Source organism: Cupriavidus necator A5-1, assembly GCF_000744095.1.
In the GTDB taxonomy this organism is placed as follows: domain Bacteria; phylum Pseudomonadota; class Gammaproteobacteria; order Burkholderiales; family Burkholderiaceae; genus Cupriavidus; species Cupriavidus necator_A.
Map to the genome: position 1 here is coordinate 1,112,224 of NZ_JQLI01000008.1, position 24,541 is coordinate 1,136,764.

Annotated in this window: 20 protein-coding genes; 9 read left to right on the plus strand and 11 right to left on the minus strand. The window is 68.5% G+C overall.

Annotated features, from left to right (window positions below; translation table 11 throughout):
- Positions 1-67: 67 nt before the first annotated feature.
- The gene (locus tag K307_RS29305; protein ID WP_080745427.1) at positions 68-1,336 is read left to right on the plus strand and encodes an MFS transporter; all 1,269 of its coding nucleotides are present in this window, start codon (positions 68-70) and stop codon (positions 1,334-1,336) included.
- Positions 1,337-1,352: 16 nt separating this feature from the next.
- On the opposite strand, the gene K307_RS29310 is transcribed toward K307_RS29305, so the two are convergent.
- The 6 genes from K307_RS29310 to hemL form a co-directional block, all read right to left on the minus strand.
- The gene (locus K307_RS29310; protein WP_042884417.1) at positions 1,353-2,018 is read right to left on the minus strand and encodes a methyltransferase family protein; all 666 of its coding nucleotides are present in this window, start codon (positions 2,016-2,018) and stop codon (positions 1,353-1,355) included.
- A 640-nt stretch (positions 2,019-2,658) separates the two neighbouring features.
- Positions 2,659-3,795, minus strand: a complete 1,137-nt coding sequence (locus tag K307_RS29315) for an IS110 family transposase (RefSeq protein WP_013951806.1) — start codon at positions 3,793-3,795, stop codon at positions 2,659-2,661.
- A gap of 81 nt (positions 3,796-3,876) precedes the next feature.
- The gene (locus tag K307_RS29320; RefSeq protein WP_042884421.1) at positions 3,877-4,380 is read right to left on the minus strand and encodes a TPM domain-containing protein; all 504 of its coding nucleotides are present in this window, start codon (positions 4,378-4,380) and stop codon (positions 3,877-3,879) included.
- Between the two features lie 20 nt (positions 4,381-4,400).
- Positions 4,401-5,273, minus strand: coding sequence for a TPM domain-containing protein (locus K307_RS29325; protein ID WP_042884423.1), 873 nt, complete (start codon positions 5,271-5,273; stop codon positions 4,401-4,403).
- Positions 5,274-5,283: 10 nt separating this feature from the next.
- Positions 5,284-5,898, minus strand: a complete 615-nt coding sequence (locus tag K307_RS29330; protein ID WP_042884425.1) for a LemA family protein — start codon at positions 5,896-5,898, stop codon at positions 5,284-5,286.
- A 100-nt stretch (positions 5,899-5,998) separates the two neighbouring features.
- Entirely contained in the window at positions 5,999-7,291 is a 1,293-nt protein-coding gene (gene hemL / locus K307_RS29335; protein WP_042884426.1) for a glutamate-1-semialdehyde 2,1-aminomutase, read from the minus strand.
- A 242-nt stretch (positions 7,292-7,533) separates the two neighbouring features.
- Here hemL and K307_RS29340 point away from each other — a divergent pair, with 242 nt between their 5' ends.
- The 6 genes from K307_RS29340 to K307_RS29365 all read left to right on the plus strand — a co-directional run bounded on the left by K307_RS29340 (position 7,534) and on the right by K307_RS29365 (position 17,977).
- Positions 7,534-7,710: a rubredoxin gene (locus tag K307_RS29340; protein WP_022533831.1), complete on the plus strand. Its 177-nt coding sequence runs from the start codon at positions 7,534-7,536 to the stop codon at positions 7,708-7,710.
- A 394-nt stretch (positions 7,711-8,104) separates the two neighbouring features.
- Positions 8,105-8,593, plus strand: a complete 489-nt coding sequence (locus K307_RS29345) for a response regulator (RefSeq protein ID WP_042884428.1) — start codon at positions 8,105-8,107, stop codon at positions 8,591-8,593.
- 30 nt (positions 8,594-8,623) lie between these two features.
- Positions 8,624-8,995, plus strand: coding sequence for a response regulator (locus K307_RS29350; RefSeq protein WP_042884430.1), 372 nt, complete (start codon positions 8,624-8,626; stop codon positions 8,993-8,995).
- Positions 8,996-9,051: 56 nt separating this feature from the next.
- On the plus strand, positions 9,052-9,612 hold the full coding sequence (locus K307_RS29355) for a chemotaxis protein CheW (RefSeq protein WP_042884432.1): 561 nt from the start codon (positions 9,052-9,054) through the stop codon (positions 9,610-9,612).
- A 111-nt stretch (positions 9,613-9,723) separates the two neighbouring features.
- Positions 9,724-11,940 carry a methyl-accepting chemotaxis protein gene (locus K307_RS29360; RefSeq protein ID WP_042884433.1) on the plus strand — a complete coding sequence of 739 codons (2,217 nt, stop codon included), beginning with the start codon at positions 9,724-9,726 and terminating at the stop codon, positions 11,938-11,940.
- Positions 11,941-12,082: 142 nt separating this feature from the next.
- Positions 12,083-17,977 (plus strand): Hpt domain-containing protein, encoded by a 5,895-nt coding sequence (locus K307_RS29365; protein ID WP_042887528.1) that lies wholly within the window; start codon positions 12,083-12,085, stop codon positions 17,975-17,977.
- A 195-nt stretch (positions 17,978-18,172) separates the two neighbouring features.
- On the opposite strand, the gene K307_RS51190 is transcribed toward K307_RS29365, so the two are convergent.
- From K307_RS51190 to K307_RS29390, 5 genes are all read right to left on the minus strand, one after another.
- On the minus strand, positions 18,173-18,991 hold the full coding sequence (locus tag K307_RS51190; protein ID WP_042884435.1) for a hypothetical protein: 819 nt from the start codon (positions 18,989-18,991) through the stop codon (positions 18,173-18,175).
- A 252-nt stretch (positions 18,992-19,243) separates the two neighbouring features.
- On the minus strand, positions 19,244-20,551 hold the full coding sequence (locus K307_RS29375; RefSeq protein ID WP_042884436.1) for an MFS transporter: 1,308 nt from the start codon (positions 20,549-20,551) through the stop codon (positions 19,244-19,246).
- Between the two features lie 73 nt (positions 20,552-20,624).
- Positions 20,625-21,383 carry an SDR family oxidoreductase gene (locus K307_RS29380; protein WP_042884437.1) on the minus strand — a complete coding sequence of 253 codons (759 nt, stop codon included), beginning with the start codon at positions 21,381-21,383 and terminating at the stop codon, positions 20,625-20,627.
- Between the two features lie 54 nt (positions 21,384-21,437).
- A complete protein-coding gene (locus tag K307_RS29385) occupies positions 21,438-21,680 on the minus strand; it encodes a hypothetical protein (RefSeq protein ID WP_042884438.1) in 243 nt (80 codons plus the stop codon).
- Positions 21,673-23,109: an aldehyde dehydrogenase family protein gene (locus K307_RS29390; protein ID WP_042884439.1), complete on the minus strand. Its 1,437-nt coding sequence runs from the start codon at positions 23,107-23,109 to the stop codon at positions 21,673-21,675. Before K307_RS29390 ends, K307_RS29385 begins: the two co-directional genes overlap by 8 nt.
- A gap of 200 nt (positions 23,110-23,309) precedes the next feature.
- Here K307_RS29390 and ppa point away from each other — a divergent pair, with 200 nt between their 5' ends.
- Together ppa and K307_RS29400 are read left to right on the plus strand one after the other, a co-directional pair.
- On the plus strand, positions 23,310-23,837 hold the full coding sequence (ppa, locus tag K307_RS29395; RefSeq protein WP_042884440.1) for an inorganic diphosphatase: 528 nt from the start codon (positions 23,310-23,312) through the stop codon (positions 23,835-23,837).
- A gap of 128 nt (positions 23,838-23,965) precedes the next feature.
- Positions 23,966-24,538 (plus strand): cytochrome b, encoded by a 573-nt coding sequence (locus K307_RS29400; protein ID WP_042884441.1) that lies wholly within the window; start codon positions 23,966-23,968, stop codon positions 24,536-24,538.
- Positions 24,539-24,541: the final 3 nt, after the last annotated feature.

Sequence of the window (24,541 nt, forward strand, 5' to 3'; positions counted from 1 at the left end):
TCTACTCACAATTGCGGCGGGTATCTTTCGTTGGCCTTGCACCGGAATGGGGAAGACAATGCAGGCCATGACGACCACGACCTCTCCCGACTTGTCTTCCACGCCCCCGCACTCGCAACCCGCCGTGCGGCCCGCCCGGGCCCGCTGGCGCGTGCTGGCGGTGTTCTCGCTGGGTTTTCTCGTCTCCTATGTGTTCCGCGGGGTCAACCTGGGCTTTGCGCCGTACCTGACGCGCGAGCTCGGCCTGAATGCCGGCGACCTGGGCCTGCTCACCAGCTTCTACTTCCTCGGCTTTGCCTGCGCCCAGCTGCCGGCGGGCATCCTGCTGGACCGCTACGGCCCACGCCGCACCGAGGCGGCGATGCTGCTGGCGGCGGTGGCCGGCTCGCTGGTGTTCGCGATGGCGTCCGGCATGGCGGGGCTGGCCGTCGGCCGGCTGCTGATTGGCGTGGGCGTATCGGTGTGCCTGGGCGCCGCCATCCAGGCGCTGTCGATGTGGTTCCCGCTGTCGCGCATGCCGCTGCTCAACGGCTTGGTGATGGCCATCGGCGGGCTGGGCGCGGTGCTGGTCGGCACGCCGCTGGCGTGGCTGCTGTCGCTCTCCGACTGGCGCACGATCAGCGCAGGGCTGGCGGGCGTCTCGCTGGCGATGGCGGTGCTGCTGTGGTTCGGCGTGCCCGACAAGCCGCGCACCGGCAAGGAAAGCCTGCGCGAACAGCTGCGCGGCACGCGCAAGATCCTGGCGAGCGAACGCTTCTGGCGCGTGGTGCCGCTGACGCTGCTCAACCAGGGCGTGTTCCTGGCCGTGCAGACGCTGTGGGTCGGCGCCTTTATGCGCGATGTGGCTGGCTTCGACCCCGCCTCCAGCGCGCGGCTAATCTCGGTGATCGGCTTTGCGATGATGGCCGGCTGCGTCGGCTCGGGCTGGGCCGCGCGCCACCTCGAACGGATCGGGGTCAGCCTGTACGCCTTTGCCGGCGCCGGCATGACCGGATTTATCGTGATCCAAATGCTGCTGATGGCTCAGGTGCCGCTGCCACCGGCGCTGCTGTGGGCGGCCTACGGGGTGTTCGGCTCCAGCGGCATCCTGACCTATGCCGTGCTCGCGCGCAGCTTCCCGGACGCGCTGATCGGCCGCGCCACCACGGCGCTGACGCTGACGGTGTTCCTGGCTACCTTTGCCTGCCAGGTCGGGGTCGGCTTCGTGCTGGATTTGTGGCCGGCTACTGGCGGCCATTATCCGAAGGCAGCGCACCTGGCGGCATGGACCGGGCTGGTGGTGCTACAGGCGCTGGCGGCGGTTTGGTACCTAATGGGCGCGCGCCGCCCCCGCTGACGATTGGCAAGGGTTCTCAGTAAACGCCCGGCAAGGCGCGAAACCGTACTTTGTCACGATACTGGCGGTATTCGGGATCATCAGACAGTAGCTTTTCTTCCCGATTTATCCGCACCGCCTGCAGGGCGTACAGGCCAGCGTAGACGAGCAAGTTTTGCACCCCAAAATTTGTGAGCAAAAAGCCGACGTCGGCAATGAAATAGCCTAGGTAGATCGGATGTCGCACAAATCGGTAAGCCCCGCTCGACACAATTCCGCGATTGGCGGGCAGTATCCCGAATGACCAACGCAGCGAGACCTTTGCATAGATTTGCCACAGAATCCCCATGACCTGCAGGACAGCGCCGAACATTTCCGGTACCAGATGCTCACCTGGCGCCAGCTGAACTGCAAGGAAGTAGTACGTGCCGCCCAAGGAGCAGAGTACTGTGACCGGATGCCAGTCTCGCCTTATCGGAACCCGGACGAATAGGGATAGGCCGAGCGTCAGACAACTCGCCAGCACGAGCAGCAGCAAGGTGATCCGCGTCGGGTCAGCGAGCCACTGGCGGACTGCCGCGTATGCGAACCCTGCAAGCAGTATGGCGGTGGCACTTCTGAGACCAGCCTCCAACAGCAATTCTCGAAGGTCTATTTTGGGCGCAGGTGCCCCCCGGTCTTTCTCTGCTGCGATTTCCAACATGGTTTTCCCCTAATTTCAGCGGAATCTGAGGGCTCCGCTTCTCTCGCTGTGATGCAGTTGTTCACCAAGCGTAGCTTGTGAGCGCTGGAGGTCATATCGGGCAAAAGTATGGTTCGCCCGTGAAAAGCTCCCCTGTCACGCAAATGCTGGCACTGGCACTTGCGAGCTGACTCGGGGGAATGGGGAAAGCGCGATGAGAGCGGGGAACCCGAAAGTCGGAACGGCAATGAGCGAAGCGCGCTGGCCGGCGTGTCGCTCGCCACTGCGTTTGAACCGATCGTGAAAACGTGAACAGACCCTTCTATGAGGGCGAGGATGTCAAGCTCCTCCGGGATTGAATTTCCATAGACATGACTGGCGCGATGCTTTCTCCTTGCAAGCCTCGAATCTTCGTGGGCTGACACGGCGTGAAACCGAGGTCGGGGTTACTTAAGGCCGGGACCCAGCCCCGGTCTACCTTCTATCCGTGCCCGGTGCAAGGCCGGGTCACCACATACCGCATGCGCGAAGCGCTGGAACACCCCTGTTACCTGCGCGCGCCCCATCTAGAAGAACGGCTACCCGCTGGGGGCAGCCCGAGTCTGTTACGGGCGCGCTGACCTGCGATCGTTACCGCTTAGCCTTCCATACTCAGGCGGCATCACGTTGCGACTGGTTTGAAGCTGGCCTGGACTGGAATCTCGCCGTACTCGAGATAGCGCCACAGGCCAATAGCCAATCGCCGTGCCAGTGCCACAATACCGATGCGCCGCATGCGCTTGCCACCTGGCGCAAAGCGCTCATTGAACCATTGGGTGAGCTGACTTGCAGGCTGGTAGCGTAACCAGCTCCACGCCAGTTCAATCATCAGCCAGCGGGCTCGTTTGTTGCCAGCCTTGCTGATGCCTTGCTCGACCTGGCTTTCGCCGCTGCTGTAGGGCGTCGGCGCCAAGCCCAGGGAGCTGGCGACTTCGCGTCGGTTGTGAAAGTTCCGCCAGCCAAACAGTTCCTTGACCAGGATCCAGGCACTGCCGACGCCAATCCCGCGCAGCCGCGCGAGCAGGGCGATCGCCGGCTGCGCGCCGGTCTTTACGGTCGCGTGCTGCTGGGCTTCGATCGTCCTGATCTGCGTAACCGCCAGTGACAGTCGCGCGACACTGCGCTCGATCTCGGCGCGCAGCCCCACAGGCAGTTGCGCGCCATGATCGTTCCACCAGTGCGCCCAGGAACGGCCGCCGACGTGGGCGACCCGCAGGTTGTGCAATACCAGCAGCGAGCGAATTCGGTTGCTGAGGGCGGTGCGTTCCTGCCTGAGTCGCCCCAGTTCCCGGTGCAACCGCCGCTCGTCTTCTTGCTCCGGGGTGGGAACCCGCGCGACGCCCCACACGCGTCGCTCCCCCGCGTGATAACGCAGCAGCATCGAGAGCAGCTTGTCGCCGTCGAGCCGGTCGGTCTTGGCACGTCGTGCACGCCGGTTGACTTCGATACTGGACGAGTCCACCACCAGGTTATCAATGCCTTGTTCGGTCAGCCAGCGGTGCAGCCAGAAGCCATCGCGGCCAGCCTCGTAACAACTGCGGACCGGCACCTGCGATGTCAGTCCGCAGCGTGCTTTGGCCTTGGCAATCGCTCGCAGGACCGCGTCCTTGTCACCGGCCGCCACCGTATACCGGCTCGGCCCGCGTACGCCGTCGCCAAGCGACAGCTTCCAACTCTTCTCGCCCAGTTCGAAGGCCATATACAGTCGACCAATAACTGCCCTATCCTGTCCTTGAAGGGCTGTGTCAGGCGCATTCATTTGCAGGCTCCTTTCGTAAAACGGGTTCGTGAAGCTTCGTTTTACTCCAGGGGGCTTATCTGTCCAGCCCTTCCATAGTATCTAGAGCACGATCGGCCGGTCGTCCAGTTCGTTAGGGTTATACCCATCATCCGACGGGAAATGCGTGGCCAGAAGATCGTGAATGCGCGCCACCGTGGCCAGCACCGGCTCCACCGACAGCTTCTGCCTGAGCCCGCGCGCCAGTTCATCGCAGAGCTCGCGCCAGCTGTCCGCACCCACGCGGGCGTCGATGCCGCGGTCGGCCAGCAGTTCGACCGCATGGTCGGCCAGGTTGATATAGAGCAGCACGCCGGTATGGTCCTCGGTATTCCAGACCTCCAGCGCGCCAAAGAGAAAACGGGCGCGCTCGCGCGGCGTGACCCCGGCCCAGGCATCGCCGACCGGCATGCTGGCCTCGATCACCACGCGGATCTCGCCGCGGTGGCGCGCTTCCCCGGCATGCACGGCCTGGTGCAACTGCTTCTGCGCGTCAGGCGGGAAGTGCCGGCGCGCGGCGCTGGGCGTGGTGGCGATATGGTGCAGTGCGCGTCGCAGATTCGGCATCGTCCTCGTTCCTCGTGCTGTCACCAGTTGCCGGAGGCGCCGCCGCCGTCGAAGCCGCCGCCGCCCCCACCGCTAAAGCCGCCACCGCCACCGCCGCCGCCACCACCACCGCCAAAGCCGCCGCCGCCCCAGCCGCCACTGCGGCGGCCCCAGTCCTGTCCCATGCCATAGCCGCCCAGTCCGCCCAGGCCGCCGGCGATCACGTCGCGGCCGCGCCGGGTGGTGACGATCTGCGGGCCGCGCCGGCGCAGGATCGCACTGAGGAAGAAGAACACGATGATCGCCAGCGGGAACAGCACCGGCAGCCAGTCGGCCAGCGCGGACGCCTGCTGCGCCTTGCGTGCCTGCGGGCCCGCCAGGCCTTCCTTGTCGATGGTGGCCTGGATCGCGGAGATGCCCGCCGCCAGCCCGCCGTAGAAGTCGTTCTGGCGGAAGTGCGGCGCCATGATGTCCTGCAAGATGCGCTTGGACATGGCGTCGGTCAGCGAGCCCTGCACGCCGCGGCCGACTTCCAGCCGCATCTTGCGCAGCCCCGGCGGGTTGTCCTTGGCGATCAGCACGATCACGCCGTCGTCGATGCCCTTGCGCCCGGCGCGCCAGGCGTCGGCCACGCGGATGCTGTAGGCGTCGATGGGCTCGGGGTCGGTGGTGGGGACCATCAGCACGAAGATCTGGCTGCCGCGCTGCTGCTCGTATTCCGCCAGCACGTTTTCCAGCGCGCCGCGCTGCTGCGGCGTCAGCGTGCCGGTCAGGTCGGTGACGCGCTGGGTGAGCGGCGGCACCGGCACGAACCCGTCAGCCGCCAGCGCCGGGCCGGACAGGATCGTCGCCAGCCACAGCAGGGCGACGGCCAGCCAGCCCGGCCGCAGGCGCGATCGCAGGGTGTGGCCCATGGGTGCAGCCTTAGAACTTGACCGCGGGCGGCGTGGAGATGGCCTTCTCGCTATCCACCGTGAACGACGGCTTGACCGGGTACTTGAAGATCATCGCCGTCAGGTTGGTCGGGAAGCTGCGCGCCAGGATATTGAAGTCCTGCACCGCGGCGATATAGCGCTGGCGTGCCACGGTAATGCGGTTCTCAGTGCCTTCGAGCTGCGACTGCAGGTCGCGGAACGAGGCGTCGGCCTTCAGTTGCGGGTAGTTCTCGGACACCGCCAGCAGGCGCGACAGTGCGCTTGACAGCTCACCCTGCGCTTGCTGGAAGCGCTTGAAGGCTTCCGGATCGTTCAGGGTCTCGGGCGAGACCTGGATGCTGGTGGCGGCAGCGCGGGCCTTGGTCACCGCTTCGAGGGTCTCGCGCTCGTGCGACGCGTAGCCCTTGACGGTGTTGACCAGGTTGGGGATCAGGTCGGCGCGGCGCTGGTATTGGTTGATGACTTCGCTCCAGGCCGCCTTGACCGCCTCGTCCTTGGACTGGAAGTCGTTGTAGCCGCATGCGGACAGCAGGCTGGCCATGACCGCCAGCAGCAGCCAGCGGAAGACGGACAGCGGCGAGGACAGGGACGAAGAGGCGCGCATCGGGAAACTCCGCGGGTTGGACATGGATGAAGCGAATCCCAAGTGTAGCGCACCGCCCATGTGGCAGGCGGCGCACCGGGCGCCGCCTGTTTGACGGCGCTCAGCCGGCCGCGAACGCCTTGCGCGCGGCGTCGAGGGTGGCCGCCAGGATGGCGTCGTCATGCTGCGCCGAGACAAAGCCGGCCTCGAATGCCGACGGCGCCAGGTAGACGCCCTGGTCCAGCATGGCGTGGAAGAAGCGGTTGAAGCGCGCAGTGTCGCTCTTGGTCACCTCGGCAAAGCTGCCCGGCACGCCGTCGCGGAAGTAGATGCCGAACATGCCGCCGACCGCATCGGCCGCGAACGGCACGCCGGCGGCCTTGGCGGCCTCGGCCAGGCCATCGGCCAGCTTGCGCGTCTGCGCTGCCAGCCGGTCGTGGAAGCCCGGCGCCTGGATCAGCTTCAGCGTGGTCAGGCCCGCGGCCACCGCCAGCGGGTTGCCCGACAGCGTGCCGGCCTGGTAGACGCCGCCCAGCGGTGCCAGTTTGGCCATGATGTCGCGCCGGCCGCCGAAGGCCGCGGCCGGCATGCCGCCGCCGATCACCTTGCCCAGGCAGGTCATGTCCGGCTTGATGCCGTAGTACGCCTGCGCGCCGCCCAGCGCCACGCGGAAGCCGGTCATCACTTCGTCAAAGATCAGCACTGCGCCGTCGCGCGTGCACAGCTCGCGCATGGCCTTCAGGAACGCATCGGTGGCGCGCACCAGGTTCATGTTGCCGGCTACCGGCTCGACGATCACCGCGGCGATCTCGCCGGCATGCTTGGCAAAGGCTTGCTCGAGCTGCTCGACGTTGTTGTACTCCAGCACCATGGTGTGGCGCGTCACATCCGCCGGCACGCCGGCCGAGGAGGGCGCATTCTGCGTGGTGTCGGCAAAGGTCAGCAGGCCCGAGCCGGCCTTGACCAGCAGGCTGTCGGCGTGGCCGTGGTAGCAGCCCTCGAACTTGATGATCAGGTCGCGGCCGGTAAAGCCGCGCGCCAGGCGCAGCGCGCTCATGGTGGCCTCGGTGCCGGAGGAGACCAGGCGCACCTGCTCGATTGACGGCACCAGCTTGCAGATTTCCTCGGCCATCACGATCTCGGCCTCGGTCGGCGCGCCGAACGAGAAGCTGTGCGTGGCGGTTTCCTGGATGGCGCGCACCACCTCCGGGTGGGCGTGGCCGACGATCATCGGGCCCCAGGAGCCGATGTAGTCGATATAGCGCTGGCCGTCGGCGTCCCACATATAGGCTCCCTCGGCGCGCGTGATAAAGCGCGGCGTGCCGCCCACCGAGCGGAAGGCGCGCACGGGCGAGTTGACGCCGCCGGGGATGGTCTGCTGGGCGCGGTCGAAGAGCTGCTGATTACGGGACATGGCGTTGAGGTGGGAATCAAGTCTGCGGAGAACGTGTCCGGCTGGGCCCGGGACTTGTCGTTGACATGCGGCAAAAACAGCAGGATTTCGCTGCAATTGGCTGTCAATCATGCGCTAACAGGGCGCTAACAGGCGCGAACACGGCGGAACTGGCACGAATCTGGCGGTCGCCGGCTGGCGTCGGCGTCACGGTTTCGGTACCATCTGCGCTGGATTTTAATGGAGAGTGGCCAGAGCCTGTTATGGACGAAGAATTCAAGACTTGGATGTGCCTGATCTGCGGCTGGATTTACGATGAAGCCACAGGCGCGCCGGAAGACGGCATCGCCCCCGGGACCCGGTGGGAAGACGTGCCCATCAACTGGACCTGCCCGGAGTGCGGCGCGCGCAAGGAAGACTTTGAGATGGTTGCCATCTGAGCCCGGCTGGGCGGCAGCCCCGGCAGCTCCTCGGCAACCATTAGGCGCGTCGGCTGCACGCCATCGAGGCTTCACAGAAAAGCCGCAAACTGGCCGCGCGCGTCGCGCCAATGCGACAGAACGCCGCCAAGGGCCCGCCGGACCGGATTGACGGCCCCCCGGCGTCTTGTCACACTCTGTTGCAAAATGACTGGCCGTCCATCCGCCATCGGTAGGGTGACGGCAGGCAGGTGCGGGTTCCACGCACCGCCACTGCCGGGCAACGGCCTGGCCTTGAAGGGAAATAAGAATTTTTCGGGGGTCCGTCGGGGTGCGCATGGGTCGCGCTGCTTCGCACGGGTGTTCTCAAGTGATCGCCGGCGCTCCGCATGGGGTAGCTGGTCGCGGGAACAACATGCGGGTCGCTCAAACAGAAGAAAACCAGCGGGTCAATGCCGCCGGCGTCCACGCGACGCCTGGCGATTCCAAACCAGACGCCACGGCGCAGCCGCGCCGCAAGGTGCTGGTGATCGATGATTCCAGCACCATCCGCCGCACGGCGGAGATCTTCCTGTCGCAGGCGGGATACCAGGTGACGCTGGCCGAAGACGGCTTCGAGGCGCTGGCCAAGGTCGGCGACCTGCATCCGGACCTGGTCTTCTGCGACATCCTGATGCCCCGGCTAGACGGGTACCAGACCTGCTCCCTGATCAAGAAAAGCCCCCGGTTCCATGCCATCCCCGTGATCATGCTGTCCTCGCGCGACGGCGTGTTCGACCGCTCGCGCGGCCGCCTGGTCGGCGCGCATGACCACCTGGCCAAGCCGTTTACCCGTGAAGCGCTGCTGCAGGCCGTGCAGGGCTGCCTGCCGTGCCAGGCCGCGGGTGCCGTGCTGCCGGCCTGAGTGAACCGAACTGCATCGAAGGAAAACCTCATGACTGCCATCAACAAGATCCTGATCGTCGACGATTCCCCGACCGAAGCCCTGTTCATGTCCGACCTGCTCGGCAAGCGCGGCTTCAAGGTCGCGGTCGCCGGCAACAGCGACCAGGCCTTCGCGCGCCTGGAAGCCGAGAATTTCGACCTGATCCTTATGGACGTGGTGATGCCCGGCCAGAACGGCTACCAGGCCACCCGCGCGATCAAGCGCGACGACCGCTTCAAGGACATCCCCGTGATCATGTGCACCAGCAAGGGCCTTGACACCGACCGCATCTGGGGCATGCGCCAGGGCGCGTCGGACTACATCGTCAAGCCTGTCGACGGCGACGAGCTGCTGGGCAAGATCGCCGCGCTGTCGCACTGATTTCGCGCGCGCATGCCGTACGGGATGCCGCCGCCACCTGTTCCGGGGACCGCCAGATGAACGCGCCACGCCAAGACCTCCGTGCCCGCCAGACCCGCCTGCAGGACTACCAGGCCATGCTGGCCCGGCGCCTGCGCGAGGCGCGCAGCCTGCCCGCGGCCGACAGCTACCTGGCGCTGCAGGTCGGGCCGCGCAACTGGCTGCTACCGCTGGCCGACACGGGCGAGGTGCTGGACATGCGCGCGCCCAGCCGCGTGCCGCTGACGCAGCCGTGGTACAGCGGGCTGGTCAACGCGCGCGGCAGCCTGCTTGGGGTGATCGATTTCAGCCTGTTCTGCGGCGGCGCGCCGACGCCGGTGCAGCCGGGCAGCAAGATCGTGGTGCTGTCGCGCCAGGTCGAGCGCGCGTGCGCCATCCTGGCCACGCGCGTGGCGGGTTTGCGCCATGCCGTCGACCTGAGCCTGCCGCACGGCGACGCGCCGCCGCCGTCCGCCGCCACGCCGGCCTGGGAGGGCCAGCGCTTTGCCGACCGCGACGGGCGTGACTGGCAGGTGCTGGACGTGCGCGCGCTGCTGGACGCGCCGGCGTTCCTGCAGGTGGGACGGGGCGCGGCCTGAGGTCCCGCAAAGAACGTCACGCAAATAACAATAACGACGCGCAGGCCACGGCCTGCCGCACCCGGCAACGAGCCGCCGGGCACGACAACGAATAAAACGGAAGAGGGTGCTATGGGTTTCAAGAAAATCAGCCTGGGCCGGCGCAAGCCGGCAGCGGATGCCGCCGCCGGCCTGGTGACCAAGCCGGGCATGGCCCATGCCGGCGGCCCGGAGCCCGCACCTGTCCCGCCCGCCGCCGCCAAGGGTCTTGGCGCCACGCCGCTGGAACAGGTCACGGTCTGGCTCGGGCGCATGCCGTTCTCGTCCCAGCAGCGGGTGCTGACGGTGGGCGTGGTGGTGTCGCTGGTGGCGCTGCTGGGCTCGGTGTACATGGACAACCGCATTGCCAACAACGCCGCGGCGCAGATCGAGATCGCCGGCGACATGCTGATGCACTCGCAGCGCCTGGGCAAGGCGGTGCCGGTGGCGCTGCTGGGCAATGCGCAGGCCTTCACCCAGCTGCGCCAGTCGAAAGACGCGCTCGCCGGGGACCTGAAGGCGCTGCAGGACGGCAGCGACGAGAAGCGCGTGCGCGCGACCTCCGGCGCGGCCGCGCCGCTGCTGGAAACCGCGATGCAGTCGTGGAAGCGCTCCGAGAAGAGCGCGGCCGACGTGCTGGCGCAGCAGGCGGTGCTGAACACCATCGGCCAGACGCTGCAGATCTTCAACGCCTCTAACCCCGAGCTGCTCGAATCCGCCGAACAGGTGGCCGCGATCAAGCTGCAGTCGGGCGCCAACGCACGCGAGGTGGCCGCTTCCGCGCAGCTGGTGATGCTGACGCAGCGCCTGGGCAAGAACCTGAACGAGTTCCTGGCTGGCGAAGGCGTCAACCCCGAGACCGCGTTCCTGCTGGGCAAGGACACCAACACCTTCCGCGAGACGCTGGACGGCCTGCTCAACGGCAGCGAGGCGCTGCGCTTGTCCGCGGCCGCGGACGAAGAGACGCGCGGCTACCTGCAGCAGCTGTCGCAGCGTTTCGAGGCGGTGCAGAAGACCACCCAGACCATCCTGCAGAATCTGCCCGGCCTGATTGCGGCCAAGCGCGCGCAGCAGCAGATCTTCAACGACAACGAGGCGCTGCGCGGCGAGCTGTCGACGCTGCAGCGCGCCTATGCCGAGTCGGCGCGCTACCGCCCGGTAACGCTGGGCGCGACCGTGGTGTCGGCGCTGATGACGCTGCTGTGCCTGGTCGGCCTGGCGGCGCTGTACCTGCGCGATTCGCGCATGCGCGCGCTGGAAGCCGAGGCGCGCGAACGCGAGGCCGAAGGGCGCCGCCTTGAAGAAAAGCGCAACAACGACAACACCCAGAAGGCGATTCTGCAGCTGATGAACGAGCTGCAGGACATCGCCGACGGCGACCTGACGCGCCAGGCCACGGTGACCGAGGACATCACCGGCGCCATCGCCGACTCGGTCAACTACACCGTGGAAGAACTGCGCGAGCTGGTCGGCCGGGTGCAGCAGACCGCCGGCGAGGTGACGCAGGCCTCGGGGCAGGTGCAGTCCACCTCGACCCAGCTGGTGTCGACCACCGAAGAGCAGTCGCGCCAGATCCGCCAGACCGGCGAATCGGTGGTGGAGATGGCCGACCGCATCACGCAGGTATCGCGCGGCGCTGCCGAGTCGGCCAACGTGGCGCGCGCTTCGCTGTCTGCTGCCGAGCAAGGCCAGCAGGCGGTGCAGAATGCCATCACCGGCATGAACGGCATCCGCGAGCAGATCCAGGAAACCTCCAAGCGGATCAAGCGCCTGGGCGAGTCGTCGCAGGAGATCGGTGAAATCGTCGAGCTGATCTCGGACATTACCGAGCAGACCAACGTGCTGGCACTGAACGCCGCCATCCAGGCCGCGTCGGCCGGCGAGGCCGGGCGCGGCTTCTCGGTGGTGGCAGAAGAAGTGCAGCGGCTGGCCGAGCGCTCCGGCGAGGCGACCAAGCAGATCGGCGCGCTGATCCGCACCATCCAGACCGATACCCAGGACGCGGTGCACGCGATGGAGCGCAGCACCCAGGGCGTGGTCGAAGGGGCGCGGCTGTCGGACAACGCCGGCGCCGCGCTGGTCGAGATCGGCCGCGTGTCGCGCCAGCTCGCCGAGCTGATCGAGCAGATCTCGCAATCGACCTCGCACGAGGCCGACCTGGCCACCACCGTGGCCCGCCATATCGAGCGCATCCTGCAGGTCACCGAGCAGACCACCACCGGCACGCGCCAGACCGCGCAGTCGGTGCGACAGCTGACGCTGCTGACCGAAGAGCTGCGCAACTCCGTGTCGCGATTCAAGATCGCCTGAGTGGCCGGATGACGCCTGCGACCGCTTCCGTGCATAGCGGCCCCCGCTTTGGCCACGCCTGCAAAGCCAACTCAGCGCCGGCCCGGCCCCGCCGTGGCCGGCCGCCCGCGGCCGCCCCCGTGGCGCCGCAATGGAAGCCGTCATGTCCCTGAATATCCCTGTCCCGCGCGATGCCGCCGAAGGCGGTGCCTCGGCCGCCGGTTCCTCCGGCCCCTCCGGCCCGGCACGGCCGCAACCGGAGCCCGCGCCGCAGCCTGCCGCGGCGCAGGCGCTGCAAGATGCTCCCGCGGCGGCGCCGGCGCGCGACCTGTCCGGCCTGGCGTGGCTTGCCCCCAGCCTGCGCAGCGCGCTGGAGGATGCCGCCACCGAGCTGGGCCACTATGTCGATGAGGTACGCCAGGCGCCCGAGGCGCTGGGCGCGCGCGACACCACCTCGCTGCGGCTGGCTGGCCAGCACCTGCACCAGGCCGCCGGCGCGGTGCATATCATCGGGCTGCGCGGCACCGACCCGTATTGCCAGGCGTTGCGCCGCCTGCTGGACGCCATCGACGCCGGCACGGTCGCCGCGGGCCCGGAAGCGCTGGCGGTGTTCCGCGCCGGCGTGCAGGCGCTGGCCGAGTATGTCGACGACCTGATGGCCGGAGACGACGAAGCGCCGCTGCGCCTGTTCCAGCCCTATGCGGGCGTGCTCGGGCTGCTCGCAGAAGAGCGCGTGCATCCGGCTGACCTGTGGCTCGACGAGCTGCAGATGCTGCCCGGCATGCTGCTGCCGGCGAAGAGCCCGACCGCGGTCACGCGCGCGCGCCAGCAGTTCGAAGCAGCCCTGCTCAAGGCGCTGCGGCTGCCCATGGCGTGCGCTGACGGTGCGCTGCTGCGCGAAGCCTGGCTGCCGCTGCATGCTGCACTGGACGCGGTACGCACCAACGAGCAGGAGGCGCGGCGCGCCACCGACCACCCTGACCGCGACGTCTGGCATGTGCTGGGGCTGGCCTTCGCTGTGCTGGCGCATGGCCTGCTGCCGTCCGACCTGCTGGCCAAGCGCTTTGCCGGACGTGTCAACCTGCTGCTGCGCCAATACCTGCAAGGGCAGGTGCGCGTGCCGCAGGCGCTGCTGAACGACGCAATGTTCCTGCTGGTGTGCACCGGGCTGGCGGAAATCCATGCGCAGGATGATGCGGCCGTGGTAGCGTTGCACGCGGACATTGCGCGCACGCTCGAGGCCTTCCGCCTCGATGCCGCGCACGCCGTCGCCGATGCCGACTTCCGCCTGCGCTACTACGGCTGGCTCGACCCGATCGATACGCGCAACCTGCAGCAAGCCGCTGCCGGGGTGGAACGCGCGGCCGGCGCCGACCAGGCCGCCTGGGAAATCGCGCTGGCCGCGCTGGCCGAGGCCGCGCTGCCGCTGGCGCAGCCTGCGTTGCAGCGTTGCCTGGCGCAGGCCGTGACCCAGGGCTGGGAACGCGCGCGGGGCGAGGCGCTGGGCGCCACCGGACTCGCGCTGTTCCTGTCGCGCGCGCTGGCGCTGCCGTGGCGCGTGCACGGGCAATCCGCGCATCCCGCCGCCGCGCGCTTTGCCGCGCAGTGCGATGCGCTCGCCGACTGCCTGGCCGATCCCGGCGCGCTCGCGCCGGCGTGGCTGGCGCGCATGGTCGAGGAGGCGCGTGCGCAGGCGCTGCGCAGCGAGGCCGTGGCGCAGCTGCGCGCGCAGCTCGACAGCGGCGAATCGTGGCTCGACAGCTACGACCGCAATGCCGCGCGTGCCGACGCCGCAGGGCACCTGCGCGATGCGCGCGAGGCGTTCGCCGCGCTCGGCGCCACGCTGTCGCAGCTGCAAGGTTCCGCGGCGCTGCCCGAGGCGCTTGCCGCTGACGCCGCGCAGGCCGCCGCCGCGGTACAGTCCGTCAATGCGCGCCTGGCGGAGCCCGGCGATCTTGCCGACGCCGGCGCACGCGCCGCCCTGCTGGGCACGGTGGCGGCGGAACTCGGCGCGGTCCATGCCTTTGCCGATACCCTCGAATTCGGCCGCACGCGCAGTGCTGACGCGCTCGCCGAAGCCGGAGCCAGCGACGAAGCGCAGGCCCTGCAGCATCCGCTGGACGCCGCGCGTGCCGCCGCCGAGGAAGCGATCCGCACCGGTGCCATCCCCGATGCGGCGCCGGTACAGCGGCTGCGCACCGCGCTGCAGGCCCTGGCCGACCAGGCCGCCATCGACGACGATGCCGCGCTGCGCCGCCAGGCCGCCGACGCCATCACGCAATGCAATGCGTGGCTGGCCGGCAGCGAGGAGGCGGGCGGGCGCCTGGTGGTCGCTCTGGCCGCTGCGATGCCCGAGCCCGCGCCCGCACCGGCCTCCCTGCCCGCGCAGGGCATGCCCGCCGCGGGCGACAGCGCGGCCATCGACGCCGAGCTGCTCGATATCTTCCTGAACGAGGCCGACGAAGTGCTGGGCGGCATCGCCGGCGACCTCGGCTCGGGCCTGGAGATACTGCGCGAGGCCGACACGCTCAGCCGCGTGCGGCGCGCCTTCCATACGCTCAAGGGCTCCAGCCGCATGGTCGGCCTGCATCGCTATGGCGAAGCCGCGTGGGCGGTGGAGCAGGTGATGAACCTGTGGATCGCCGAAGCGCGCGAGCCGGTGCCGGCACTGCTGTCGCTGCTGCGCCGCGCGCATGCCGAGCTGTCGGCGTGGGTCGCGCAGCTGCATCGCGACGCGGCCGCATGGCACGACATCGCGCCGCTGGTGGCAGCCGCCGCGGCGGTGCGCGATCCGGCCGCGCCGCTGGCCGGAGATGGCGCTGCGGGCTTGCCCGAAGCCGAGGCGCCGGCTGCCGAAGCGCCGCTGGTGGATGCTCCGGCCGCTGCGGTGGAAACCGTGCCGGCCGAGCCATCGACCGAGCCGTCAACCCAGCCGTCAACCGATGGCGATGACAACGTCATCCCGTTCCGCCTGTCCGGCGGGCTGTCGAGCGACGACGACCACTACAAGGTGATCGGGCCGGTGCGCATCGGCCTGGCGCTGTACAACGTCTACCTGCAGGAGGCCGACGACCTGCTGCGCCAGTTCGCCACCGACCTGTCCGAGTGGCGTCACGAGGGGCATCCGTGCCCGAGCGAGCTGGCACTGCGCGTGGCCCACACGCTGCAAGGCAGCGCGTCGACCGTGGGGCTGGAGCCGGTGCGCGAGATTGCCGAGGCGCTGGAAGCGCTGCTGCTGCAGCTCGGCTCCCACCCGGTGGTGATGCATCCGGGCGACTTCCGCCTGCTGGAGCAGGCCGTCGAGCGCCTGCGCGGCATGCTGCACCAGTTTGCCGCGGGCGTCTGGCCCGATGCCGACGCCGGCCTGCGCCGCAGCCTGGTGGAGTTCGGCGAACGGGCGCTGATGCGCCCGCGCGTGGCCGTGCCCGCGCCGCAGGCGCAGGCCGAGGCCGATGGCTCGGTGGCGCAGCTGTTCGGGCAGCCGTCGGTGCCGCAGCAGGGTGAGCCGTCGCAAGCGCCACTGGCGCCGGCGCCCACCCCGCACGATGCCGTGGTGATCGCGCTGCCGACCTCGCACCGCACGCCCGTTGCGCCGGCGCAGCCAGAAGACGGCGCGGAAGGCGCAGCCGATCCGGTGCTGGTGCAAATTTTCCTGGAAGAGGCGCAGGGCACGCTGCCCGAGCTGGGCAAGCTGGTGCGCACCTGGGAGGCGGCACCTGACGAGGCCAGCCATGGCGGCCTGGTGCTGCGCGCGCTGCATACGCTCAAGGGCAGTGCGCGCATGGCCGGCGCGATGGCGCTGGGGCAGGCCGCGCACGAGATGGAAACGCTGCTGGACGCCAGCCTGCGCGGCCAGGGGCCATTGGGCGTGGGGCCGCAGCTGTTCCAGCGGCTCTATGCCTGGTACGACTGCATCCTCGCGCATGCCGAGGCGCTGCAGGCGGGCCGCCTGCTGCCGGCCGACGATCCGGATGTGGTCAACGGACTGGCCGATGCGCCGCAGGACACAGAGGCCGAGGCCGGTGCCCCGCAGGCAGCCGAAACCGTGGCCCCGGCGGCCAACCTGCCGGCCGTGCCGGGACCGTCCGACGTGATGGTCACGCTGCCGGCAACGCCGCTGGCGCCCGCAGAACAGCCACGCGCGCTGGTGCGCGTGCAGGCGCGCGCGCTCGACACGCTGATCAACGAGGCCGGCGAAGTCGGCGCTACGCGCGCGCGGCTCGACAGCGAACTGGAGGCGATGCGCGCCTACCTGGGCGAACTGAACGACAACGTCGCGCGCCTGCGTGGCCAGCTGCGCGAGATCGAGATCCAGGCCGAGTCGCAGATGGCCTCGCGCATCGCCGATGCGCAGCACAAGCAGGAATTCGATCCGCTCGAGTTCGACCGCTTCACCCGCTTCCAGGAACTGACGCGGATGATGGCCGAGTCCGTCAACGACGTGGCCACCGTCGAGCAGAACTTGCAGCGCGGCTTCGACCGCGCCGCCGGCGACCTGGCCGCGCAGGCACGGCTAACGCGCGGGCTGCAGCGCGGCCTGATGCAGGCGCGCATGGTGCAGTTCGACGCGCTGGCCGAGCGGCTCTACCGCGTCGCGCGCCAGGCCGCGGCCGAGACCGGCAAGGAAGTGCGGCTGCTGATCAAGGGCGGCACGGTGGAAATCGACCGCTCGGTGCTGGACCGCATGGCCGGCCCGATCGAACACCTGATCCGCAACGCGGTGGTGCACGGGATCGAATCCGCCGCGCAGCGCCGCGCCGCGGGCAAGCCCGCCACCGGCGCGCTGACGCTGGAGGTGCAGCAGGAAGGCAATGAGGTGGTGCTGCATTTCGTCGACGACGGCGGCGGGCTGGACTTGGCGCGCATCCATGCGCGCGCGGTCGAGCGCCGGTTGCTGGCGGCCGATGACGAGGCCAGCGAAGCGCGCCTCACCGAGATGATCTTCACGCCCGGCTTCTCCACCGCCGAGGCCGTGTCGGAACTGGCCGGCCGCGGCGTGGGCATGGACGTGGTGCGCGCCGAGACCGTCGCATTGGGCGGCCGCATCTCGCTGGATTCAAAGGCCGGGCAGGGCACCACCTTCACCGTGCACCTGCCGCTGACCACGGCGATCACGCAGGTGCTGGTGATCTCGCTGGGCGGGCGGCTCTATGCGGTGCCCAGCGGCATGATCGACCAGGTCCAGCAGCTGCGCACGCAGGCGCTGCTGGAGGCGTACAACCAGGGCCGCCTGGCCTTCTCCGGCGCCGAGGTCCCGTTCTACTACTTCGGCGCGCTGCTGGAAGAAGGCAACGCCCTCACCGCGGGCCGCAAGTACTCGCCAGTGGTGGTCGTACGCAGCGGCGCGGAACGCGTGGCGGTGCATGTGGACGACGTGGTCGGCAACCGCGAAGTGGTGGTCAAGCATATCGGCCCGCACCTGGCGCGGCTGGAAGGCATTGCCGGCGCGACCACGCTGGGCGACGGCGAAATCGTGCTGATCTACAACCCGGTGGTGCTGGCGCAGCGCTTCGTGGGCGAGCGCGGCCCGCAGGCGCTGCCGGCAGTGCCTGCGCAGGCCGCCCCGGCGCAGCTTGGCGCGGTGGCGGAACTGGGCGGCGATGGCAGCGCCGAGCCGGTGCCCGGCCTGGCCATGCAGCCGACGGTGATGGTGGTGGACGACTCGCTGACCGTGCGCAAGGCCGCCCAGCGCCTGCTGAGCCGCGCCGGCTACCAGGTGGTGCTGGCGCGCGATGGCGTGGACGCGCTCAAGCATCTGCAGGACGTGATGCCGGATGCGATGCTGGTGGATATCGAGATGCCGAACATGGACGGCTTCGACCTGACCCGCAACGTGCGTTCCGACTCGCGCACCGCGCATATGCCGCTGGTGATGATCACCTCGCGCACGGCGGACAAGCATCGCCGCTATGCCGAGGAGATCGGCGTCAATGTGTATCTGGGCAAGCCTTATAACGAGGATGAGCTGCTGGGGACGTTGCACCGGTTGCTGGGGGAGCGGGCGGCGGGGACGGCGGGGTCGGTGGCGCAGATGCTGGGGGATGGGCCGGCGGCTTAAGCGCTCCGTGACGCTGCAGCCAGCTTCGCACGCTGCCGGTTTTCTCCCCTCTCCCGCACGCGGGAGAGGGAGCCCGTCAATAGCAATTGAAAGCCCGTCGTCCTACCAAGGGCCCTAAACACAAAAAGGCGCGACATCCAGGATGCCGCGCCTTCCTTTCTCCTCCATCGGCCGCGCCTCGAACGGCGCGAGCCATCACCAGCGCATCTGCGCGTTCTTGCCACCAGTACTGACCGTTGCCGTCTTGGTCAGGCCCTTGTAAGTCGCCCGCACGCTATATGTACCCTGCGGCGCCTTCACCAGGCAACGCGGACCGTCGGCGACAAAGCTGGCGACTTCCCTGCTGCCGCGCATCAGCTTGACGTCGACATCCGACAGGTATTCGCCGCGCTCGCCCTGCGTGAACAGCAGGCTCATGTTGTAGTTGCGCGCCTGTGACTGCAGCTTGACCTGTTCATCCTCGGCGACGCCGCCGCAGATATAGGTGACCGCACCAGCGGTACGCTGCACCATCGCATCACGCGGCGGCGGGGGCGGCGGCGTGGTCAGCGGCGGGCGCGGCTGGGCGGGGGCTGCGGTCGGCGGCGGCGCCGGTACGCTCGGTGGCGTGCCGCTTGGCGCCGGCATCGGCGATGCCGTCGGCGGCGGGGCTGCCGTGCCCGGCGCGGTCATGCCAGGAGCGGGCTGCGCAACAGGCGGCGGCATGGTGGTGGCCGGCGCAGGGGCCGGCATCGTGGCACCCGGCGTCGGCGCCATGGTGCTGTCCGGAGCAGTTGCAGCGGGGGCAGGCGTCACGGGCGCAGGGGTCACGGGCGCAGGCGTGGCCGGCATCGGCGTAGGCGTGGCTTCCACCACCGGCGCCTGCGCATGGCTGGCGGCCGGCATCACGGCAAGCATCGCCAGCACGCCGGCGCTGAGCGCGATCACCAGGCGCTTGACGCGCGAGCGCCGCGCCAGGCGCGCTTCGACGCGCTCGAGCGAACGGGTAGGGGCAAACGGGGGACGGTGCAGCATCGTGGCCTCCTTGGCGGATCTCGGAATCAGATGCCCCGGAGGACCCCGTCGGGATCACTCCGGGTGTCTTCTTTTTCATGCTAGGGCGCAATGCGGGCCAACACTGCCCGTTTTGGTCCTACATCCGCGTCAGCGTACGGCGCGTTGTTGGCCGCAAGCGGCGGGGGAGAGACTTCACGAGATCCCAAATGGAAAACCGGCCGCTTCCCCGCGGAAACGGCCGGTTTCAGGCCCTCTCAGCCGTCACTGCGCCTACTTGCGGCTCACCCCGCGCGCAGGCACCGATAACGTCAACGCGGCGCCCACCACCAGACACGCCGCCAGCAGGTACATGCCGGAATCGGTGCTGTGCGTCAGGTCCTTGAGCCAGCCCACCGCGTACGGGCTCAGGAAGCCGGCCAGGTTGCCCAGCGAATTGATCAGTGCAATCCCTGCGGCCGCGCCGGTGCCGGCGAGGAACGCGGTCGGCAGGCTCCAGAACAGCGGCAGGGTGGTCAGGATGCCGATCGTGGCCAGCGTCAGCGCCACCATGGCCAGCGTGGTGTCGCTGTGCCATTGCACCGACAGCAGCAGCCCGAGCGACCCGAGCAGCGCGGGGATCGCGATATGCCAGCGGCGCTCGCCGGTGCGGTCGGCGCTGTGGGCCACCAGCACCATGCCGACCACCGCGCAGCCGTAGGGGATCGCCGTCAGCAGGCCGATATCGAGTGCGCTCTTCACGCCGGTCTGCTTGATGATGGTGGGCAGCCAGAAGCTGACGCCGTACAGCCCCATGACAAAACAGAAGTAGATCGCGCTCATCAGCCATACGCGCGGGCTGAACATCACGGTGCGGATCGGCGGGTCTTCCTTGTGCGCATCCTCGCTGGCGATATTGCGCTCGAGCAGCGCCTTTTCCTGCGGCGTGAGCCACTTGGCGTGGGAGATGCGGTCGTCCAGGTAGGCCAGCACACACAGCCCGACCAGGATCGACGGAATGCCTTCCAGCAGGAACATCCACTGCCAGCCGGCCCAGCCGCTGTGACCGTCGAAGGCCTGCATCACCCAGCCCGACAGCGGCCCGCCGATCACGCCCGACAGCGCGATCGCGGTCATGAAGAAGGTGGTGGTGCGACCGCGCCGGTTGGCCGGGTACCAATAGGTCAGGTACAGGATGATGCCGGGGAAGAAGCCCGCCTCGGCGATGCCCAGCAGGAAACGCAGCACGTAGAACATGGTCGGCGTGGTGACGAACATCATCATCGCCGAGATCGCGCCCCAGGTGATCATGATGCGCGCGATCCAGATGCGCGCGCCGACCTTGTGCAGGATCACGTTGCTGGGCACTTCGAACAGGAAGTAGCCGATGAAGAAGATGCCCGCGCCCAGGCCGTAGATGGTCTCGCTGAACTTCAGGTCGTTGAGCATCTGCAGCTTGGCGAAGCCCACGTTGACGCGGTCCAGGTAGGCCACCACGTAACACAGCAGGAGGAAGGGCACCAGGCGCCAGCTGACCTTGCGGTAGATGGCGTCTTCAAAGGCGGCGTCGCCGACGCCGGGGTTCACTGCGGTCGTTGTCATGCTGTCTCCTGAGGATGTTTGCGTTGCTGCGACGCGGTACAGCGGTATTACGACAAAGCCTGGCGGGCGCTGCTTACACGCAGCGTCCACCGTCCACTTCGATGCAGGTGCCGGTGATAAAGGCCGCTTCATCCGACGCCAGGTACAGACAGGCGTTGGCCACGTCCTGCGGCGTGGACATGCGGCCCATCGGGATGGTGGCGAGGAATTTGGCGCGGTTCTCGGGCGTGTCGGGCATGCCCATGAACTCTTCCAGCAAGGCGGTCGCGCCGATCACCGGATTGACGCAGTTGACGCGGATATTGTCCTTGCCGAGCTCGGCCGCCATCGCCTTGCTCGCGGTGATCACCGCGCCCTTGCTGCCGTTGTACCAGACCAGCCCCGGACGCGGCCGGATGCCGGCGGTCGAGGCGATATTGACGAACACGCCGCCGCCGCGCTGGCGAAAGTGCGGGATAAAGGCGCGCGCCGACCAGTAGATGCTCTTGACGTTGACGGCGTAGACGCGGTCGAACTCGTCCTCGGTGACTTCCAGGATGGGCTTGTTGCGATGGGTGGTGCCGGCGTTGTTGACGACGACATGCACGTCGCCGAAGGCGGCCAGGGCGGCCTCGCGCATGGCCTCGGTGTCGTCGCCGCGCGCAACGTCGGCGCGCACCGCGCGCGCCTGGCCACCGGCATCGCGGATCGCGGCGGCCACGCGCTCGGCGGCGTCTTCGCGCAGGTCGGCCACCAGCACGCTGGCGCCTTCGCGCGCGAAGGTGTGGGCGATGCCTTCGCCGAAGCCCGAACCGCCGCCGGTGACGATCGCTACCTTGTTGGCCAGTCTCATCGCTTGTCTCCTTGTGTTGTGGTTGTCGGTGATCTGTTGGCTGTGCTTAGGTACTCAATGCGAAAACGGCCCCTGCCCACGCAGCGCGTTGGCCGTCATCATCAGCGCCAGCAGGAAAGGCAGCGCGACATACAGGCACCAGTGCACGCGATCGCCCACGACGTCGCCCCACTTGCGCTTGAACACCTGCAGTCGCGGCATGCCGGAGGGATTGGTGGCGCGCTTGTTCCGCACATGCCATGCCATCCAGAAAAAGAAGATGGCAAAGGCGACGGACAGGAAATTGATGTTACCCATGTTGAATGGCGATGGTTTTCAGTGTGGTGAATCCGTACAGGGCCTCGAAGCCCTTCTCGCGGCCGTAGCCGGACTGGCCGGTGCCGCCGAAAGGCAGCTCGACACCGCCGCCGGCACCGTAGTTGTTGATGAAGACCTGGCCCGCGCGCAGCTTGTGCGCCAGGCGCAGCTGGCGCCCGCCGTCGCGGGTCCAGACGCCGGCGACGAGCCCGTAGGGCGTGCCGTTGGCGAGTGCGATGGCCTCGGCCTCGGTGTCGAACGGCATCGCCGCAAGCAGCGGGCCGAACACTTCTTCCTGCGCCAGCCGGTGCGCGGGCGGCACGTCGCGGAACAGCATCGGCACCTGGTAGTAGCCGGCCTCCGGTGCCTCGGCCACGATCTGGCCCTGCGCCATCACCGACACGCCCGCGTGCTGCGCATCGGAAACGAAGTCCCACACGCGCTGCTGCTGCTTGCGGCTGATCAGCGGGCCGCATTCCAGGTCCAGCTCCGAGGGGCCCACGCGCAGCGACTCGAACACCGACGCCAGCCGGTCGAGCAGGGCGTCGTAGACCGGCCGTTCCACCAGCAGGCGGCTGCCCGCCGAGCAGGTCTGGCCGGCATTCTGCACGATGCCGTTGACCACCACCGGGACCAGCGCGTCAAGGTCGGCATCGGCAAAGACGATCTGCGGCGACTTGCCGCCGAGTTCGAGCGTGACCGGCACATGGTTCTCGGCGGCCAGCTGGGCCACCTGCTTGCCGGTCTGGGGCGAGCCGGTGAACGAGATATGGTTGATGCCCGGGTGGCGCGCCAGCGCGGCACCGGCTTCATGGCCGTAGCCGGTGATGATATTGAGCGCACCTTCTGGCAGGCCGGCCTCGGCGGCGATCTCGGCCACACGCAGCAGCGACAGGCAGGCGTCCTCCGCCGGCTTGACCACGCAGGCGTTGCCAGTGGCCAGCGCCGCGCCCACGCTGCGCCCGAAGATCTGCAGCGGGTAGTTCCACGGGATGATGTGGCCGGTCACGCCGTGCGGCTCGCGCACGGTCAGCACGGTGTAGCCGGGGGTGTAGGGGATGGTCTGGCCGTGCAGCTTGTCCACCGCGCCGGCGTAGAACTCGAAGTAGCGCGCCACGGCGCGGGCGTCGGCGCGTGCCTGGCGCAGCGGCTTGCCGGTGTCGCGGGCCTCGAGCGCGGCCAGCTCGTCCTCATGGTCGATCAGCGCCACGGCGACGCGGTTGAGCAGGCGCACGCGCTCGGCGGGCGCCATCTGGCCCCAAGCACCTTCGGCGGCCTGGCGCGCCGCATGGACGGCGACGTTGATATCGGTGGCGTTGCCGCGCGCGATCTCGGCAAACGGCTCGCCGCTGGACGGATCGAATACCTTGATGCGCAGGCCGTTGTCAGGCGCGATCAGGCGGTTGGCGACGAAGTGCTGGGCGTGCATGGGTGGCTCCGAAGCGGCGAGGGCAGCACGGGGCTGCGCAATTCAGTGACGGCTGAAGAATGCGCCATTATCGCCGACGGCGGGCGGTCTGCAACGCGGCGCTTCCGGGGCGACCCGCGGCAGCTGTCAGCCTCTGGTCAGGCTCGAGCCGCTATAATGCCCGCCATCCAACAACCCAGCGCAGGCATCGGGAGAACCGCATGAGCTTCAACCTCGTATCCCCAGGCAAGGACATCCCCAACGATTTCAACGTCATCATCGAGATCTCGGCCCAGAGCGATCCGGTGAAGTACGAGGCCGACAAGGAAACCGGCCTGCTGTTCGTCGACCGCTTTATCGGCACCGGCATGCGCTATCCGGCCAACTACGGCTACATCCCGCAGACGCTGTCGGGCGACGGCGATCCGGTGGACGTGCTGGTGCTGTCGCCGTTCCCGATCCTGGCTGGCGCCGTGGTGCGCTGCCGTGCACTCGGCATGCTGAAGATGACCGACGAGTCGGGCGTGGACGCCAAGCTGGTCGCGGTGCCGCTGGACAAGCTGTCGCCCGCCACCGCCTACATGAAGGGGCTGTCGGACGTGCCGCAGAACACGCTGGACCAGATCAAGCACTTTTTTGAGCACTACAAGGCACTGGAAGCCGGCAAGTGGGTCAAGGTCGAAGGCTGGGCCGGCATCGAGGAAGCCCACAAGGAAATCACCGACGGCGTGGCGAACTACAAGAAGTGAGCTGAACCCCGGCTGAATCAACCCCGCTGCGGCGGGGTTTTTTTTGGCCGTCGCTTGACGGTGGTTAGCACCGCGCAGAGTGGCCTGGGCTACGCTTGAGCGGTGTTTTTGACGAGAGAAGAGCCCACATGACCCACATCACCAATATCCAGTCCCTGCCCGACGTGTTGTCGCCGTCGCGCCGCTATGGTCGGCTGGCGGTGTCCTTCCACTGGTCGGTTTTCCTGCTGATCGCGCTGGCGTATGCCGCGGTCGAGCTGACGGGCAACTTCGCCAAAGGCACGCCGCCGCGCGCGCTGGCGATGGCGGTGCACGAGTGGGCCGGGGTGCTGGTGCTGGGACTGACGGTGCCGCGCCTGCTGTGGCGCCTGGTGCGCGGCGCACCCGCGCCGGAGCCGGGGCGGCGCCTGATGCAGCTGGCCGGGTCGGCGATGCACTGGGTGCTGTACCTGTTTATCCTGGCGCAGCCGCTGCTGGGGCTGCTGGCGATCAATGCCGGCGGGCACCTGCTGGCGCTGCCACCGCTGGGCCTCGAGATTCCCGCGCTGGTGGGGCCGGATCCCGCGCTGAAGGGCACCGTCAAGGAGATCCACGAGACCCTGGGCACCGCCTTCTACCTGGTGATCGGCCTGCATGCGATGGCGGCGCTGTTCCACCACTACATGCTGGGCGATAACACGCTGCGGCGGATGCTGCGCTGAGCG

Bases quoted from the DNA above. Each gene is read 5' to 3' on its own strand.
- K307_RS29305 (WP_080745427.1), top strand. From the start codon at position 68: ATGACGACCACGACCTCTCCCGACTTGTCTTCCACGCCCCCGCACTCG.
- K307_RS29310 (WP_042884417.1), bottom strand. From the start codon at position 2,018: ATGTTGGAAATCGCAGCAGAGAAAGACCGGGGGGCACCTGCGCCCAAA.
- K307_RS29315 (WP_013951806.1), bottom strand. From the start codon at position 3,795: ATGAATGCGCCTGACACAGCCCTTCAAGGACAGGATAGGGCAGTTATT.
- K307_RS29320 (WP_042884421.1), bottom strand. From the start codon at position 4,380: ATGCCGAATCTGCGACGCGCACTGCACCATATCGCCACCACGCCCAGC.
- K307_RS29325 (WP_042884423.1), bottom strand. From the start codon at position 5,273: ATGGGCCACACCCTGCGATCGCGCCTGCGGCCGGGCTGGCTGGCCGTC.
- K307_RS29330 (WP_042884425.1), bottom strand. From the start codon at position 5,898: ATGCGCGCCTCTTCGTCCCTGTCCTCGCCGCTGTCCGTCTTCCGCTGG.
- hemL (WP_042884426.1), bottom strand. From the start codon at position 7,291: ATGTCCCGTAATCAGCAGCTCTTCGACCGCGCCCAGCAGACCATCCCC.
- K307_RS29340 (WP_022533831.1), top strand. From the start codon at position 7,534: ATGGACGAAGAATTCAAGACTTGGATGTGCCTGATCTGCGGCTGGATT.
- K307_RS29345 (WP_042884428.1), top strand. From the start codon at position 8,105: ATGCGGGTCGCTCAAACAGAAGAAAACCAGCGGGTCAATGCCGCCGGC.
- K307_RS29350 (WP_042884430.1), top strand. From the start codon at position 8,624: ATGACTGCCATCAACAAGATCCTGATCGTCGACGATTCCCCGACCGAA.
- K307_RS29355 (WP_042884432.1), top strand. From the start codon at position 9,052: ATGAACGCGCCACGCCAAGACCTCCGTGCCCGCCAGACCCGCCTGCAG.
- K307_RS29360 (WP_042884433.1), top strand. From the start codon at position 9,724: ATGGGTTTCAAGAAAATCAGCCTGGGCCGGCGCAAGCCGGCAGCGGAT.
- K307_RS29365 (WP_042887528.1), top strand. From the start codon at position 12,083: ATGTCCCTGAATATCCCTGTCCCGCGCGATGCCGCCGAAGGCGGTGCC.
- K307_RS51190 (WP_042884435.1), bottom strand. From the start codon at position 18,991: ATGCTGCACCGTCCCCCGTTTGCCCCTACCCGTTCGCTCGAGCGCGTC.
- K307_RS29375 (WP_042884436.1), bottom strand. From the start codon at position 20,551: ATGACAACGACCGCAGTGAACCCCGGCGTCGGCGACGCCGCCTTTGAA.
- K307_RS29380 (WP_042884437.1), bottom strand. From the start codon at position 21,383: ATGAGACTGGCCAACAAGGTAGCGATCGTCACCGGCGGCGGTTCGGGC.
- K307_RS29385 (WP_042884438.1), bottom strand. From the start codon at position 21,680: ATGGGTAACATCAATTTCCTGTCCGTCGCCTTTGCCATCTTCTTTTTC.
- K307_RS29390 (WP_042884439.1), bottom strand. From the start codon at position 23,109: ATGCACGCCCAGCACTTCGTCGCCAACCGCCTGATCGCGCCTGACAAC.
- ppa (WP_042884440.1), top strand. From the start codon at position 23,310: ATGAGCTTCAACCTCGTATCCCCAGGCAAGGACATCCCCAACGATTTC.
- K307_RS29400 (WP_042884441.1), top strand. From the start codon at position 23,966: ATGACCCACATCACCAATATCCAGTCCCTGCCCGACGTGTTGTCGCCG.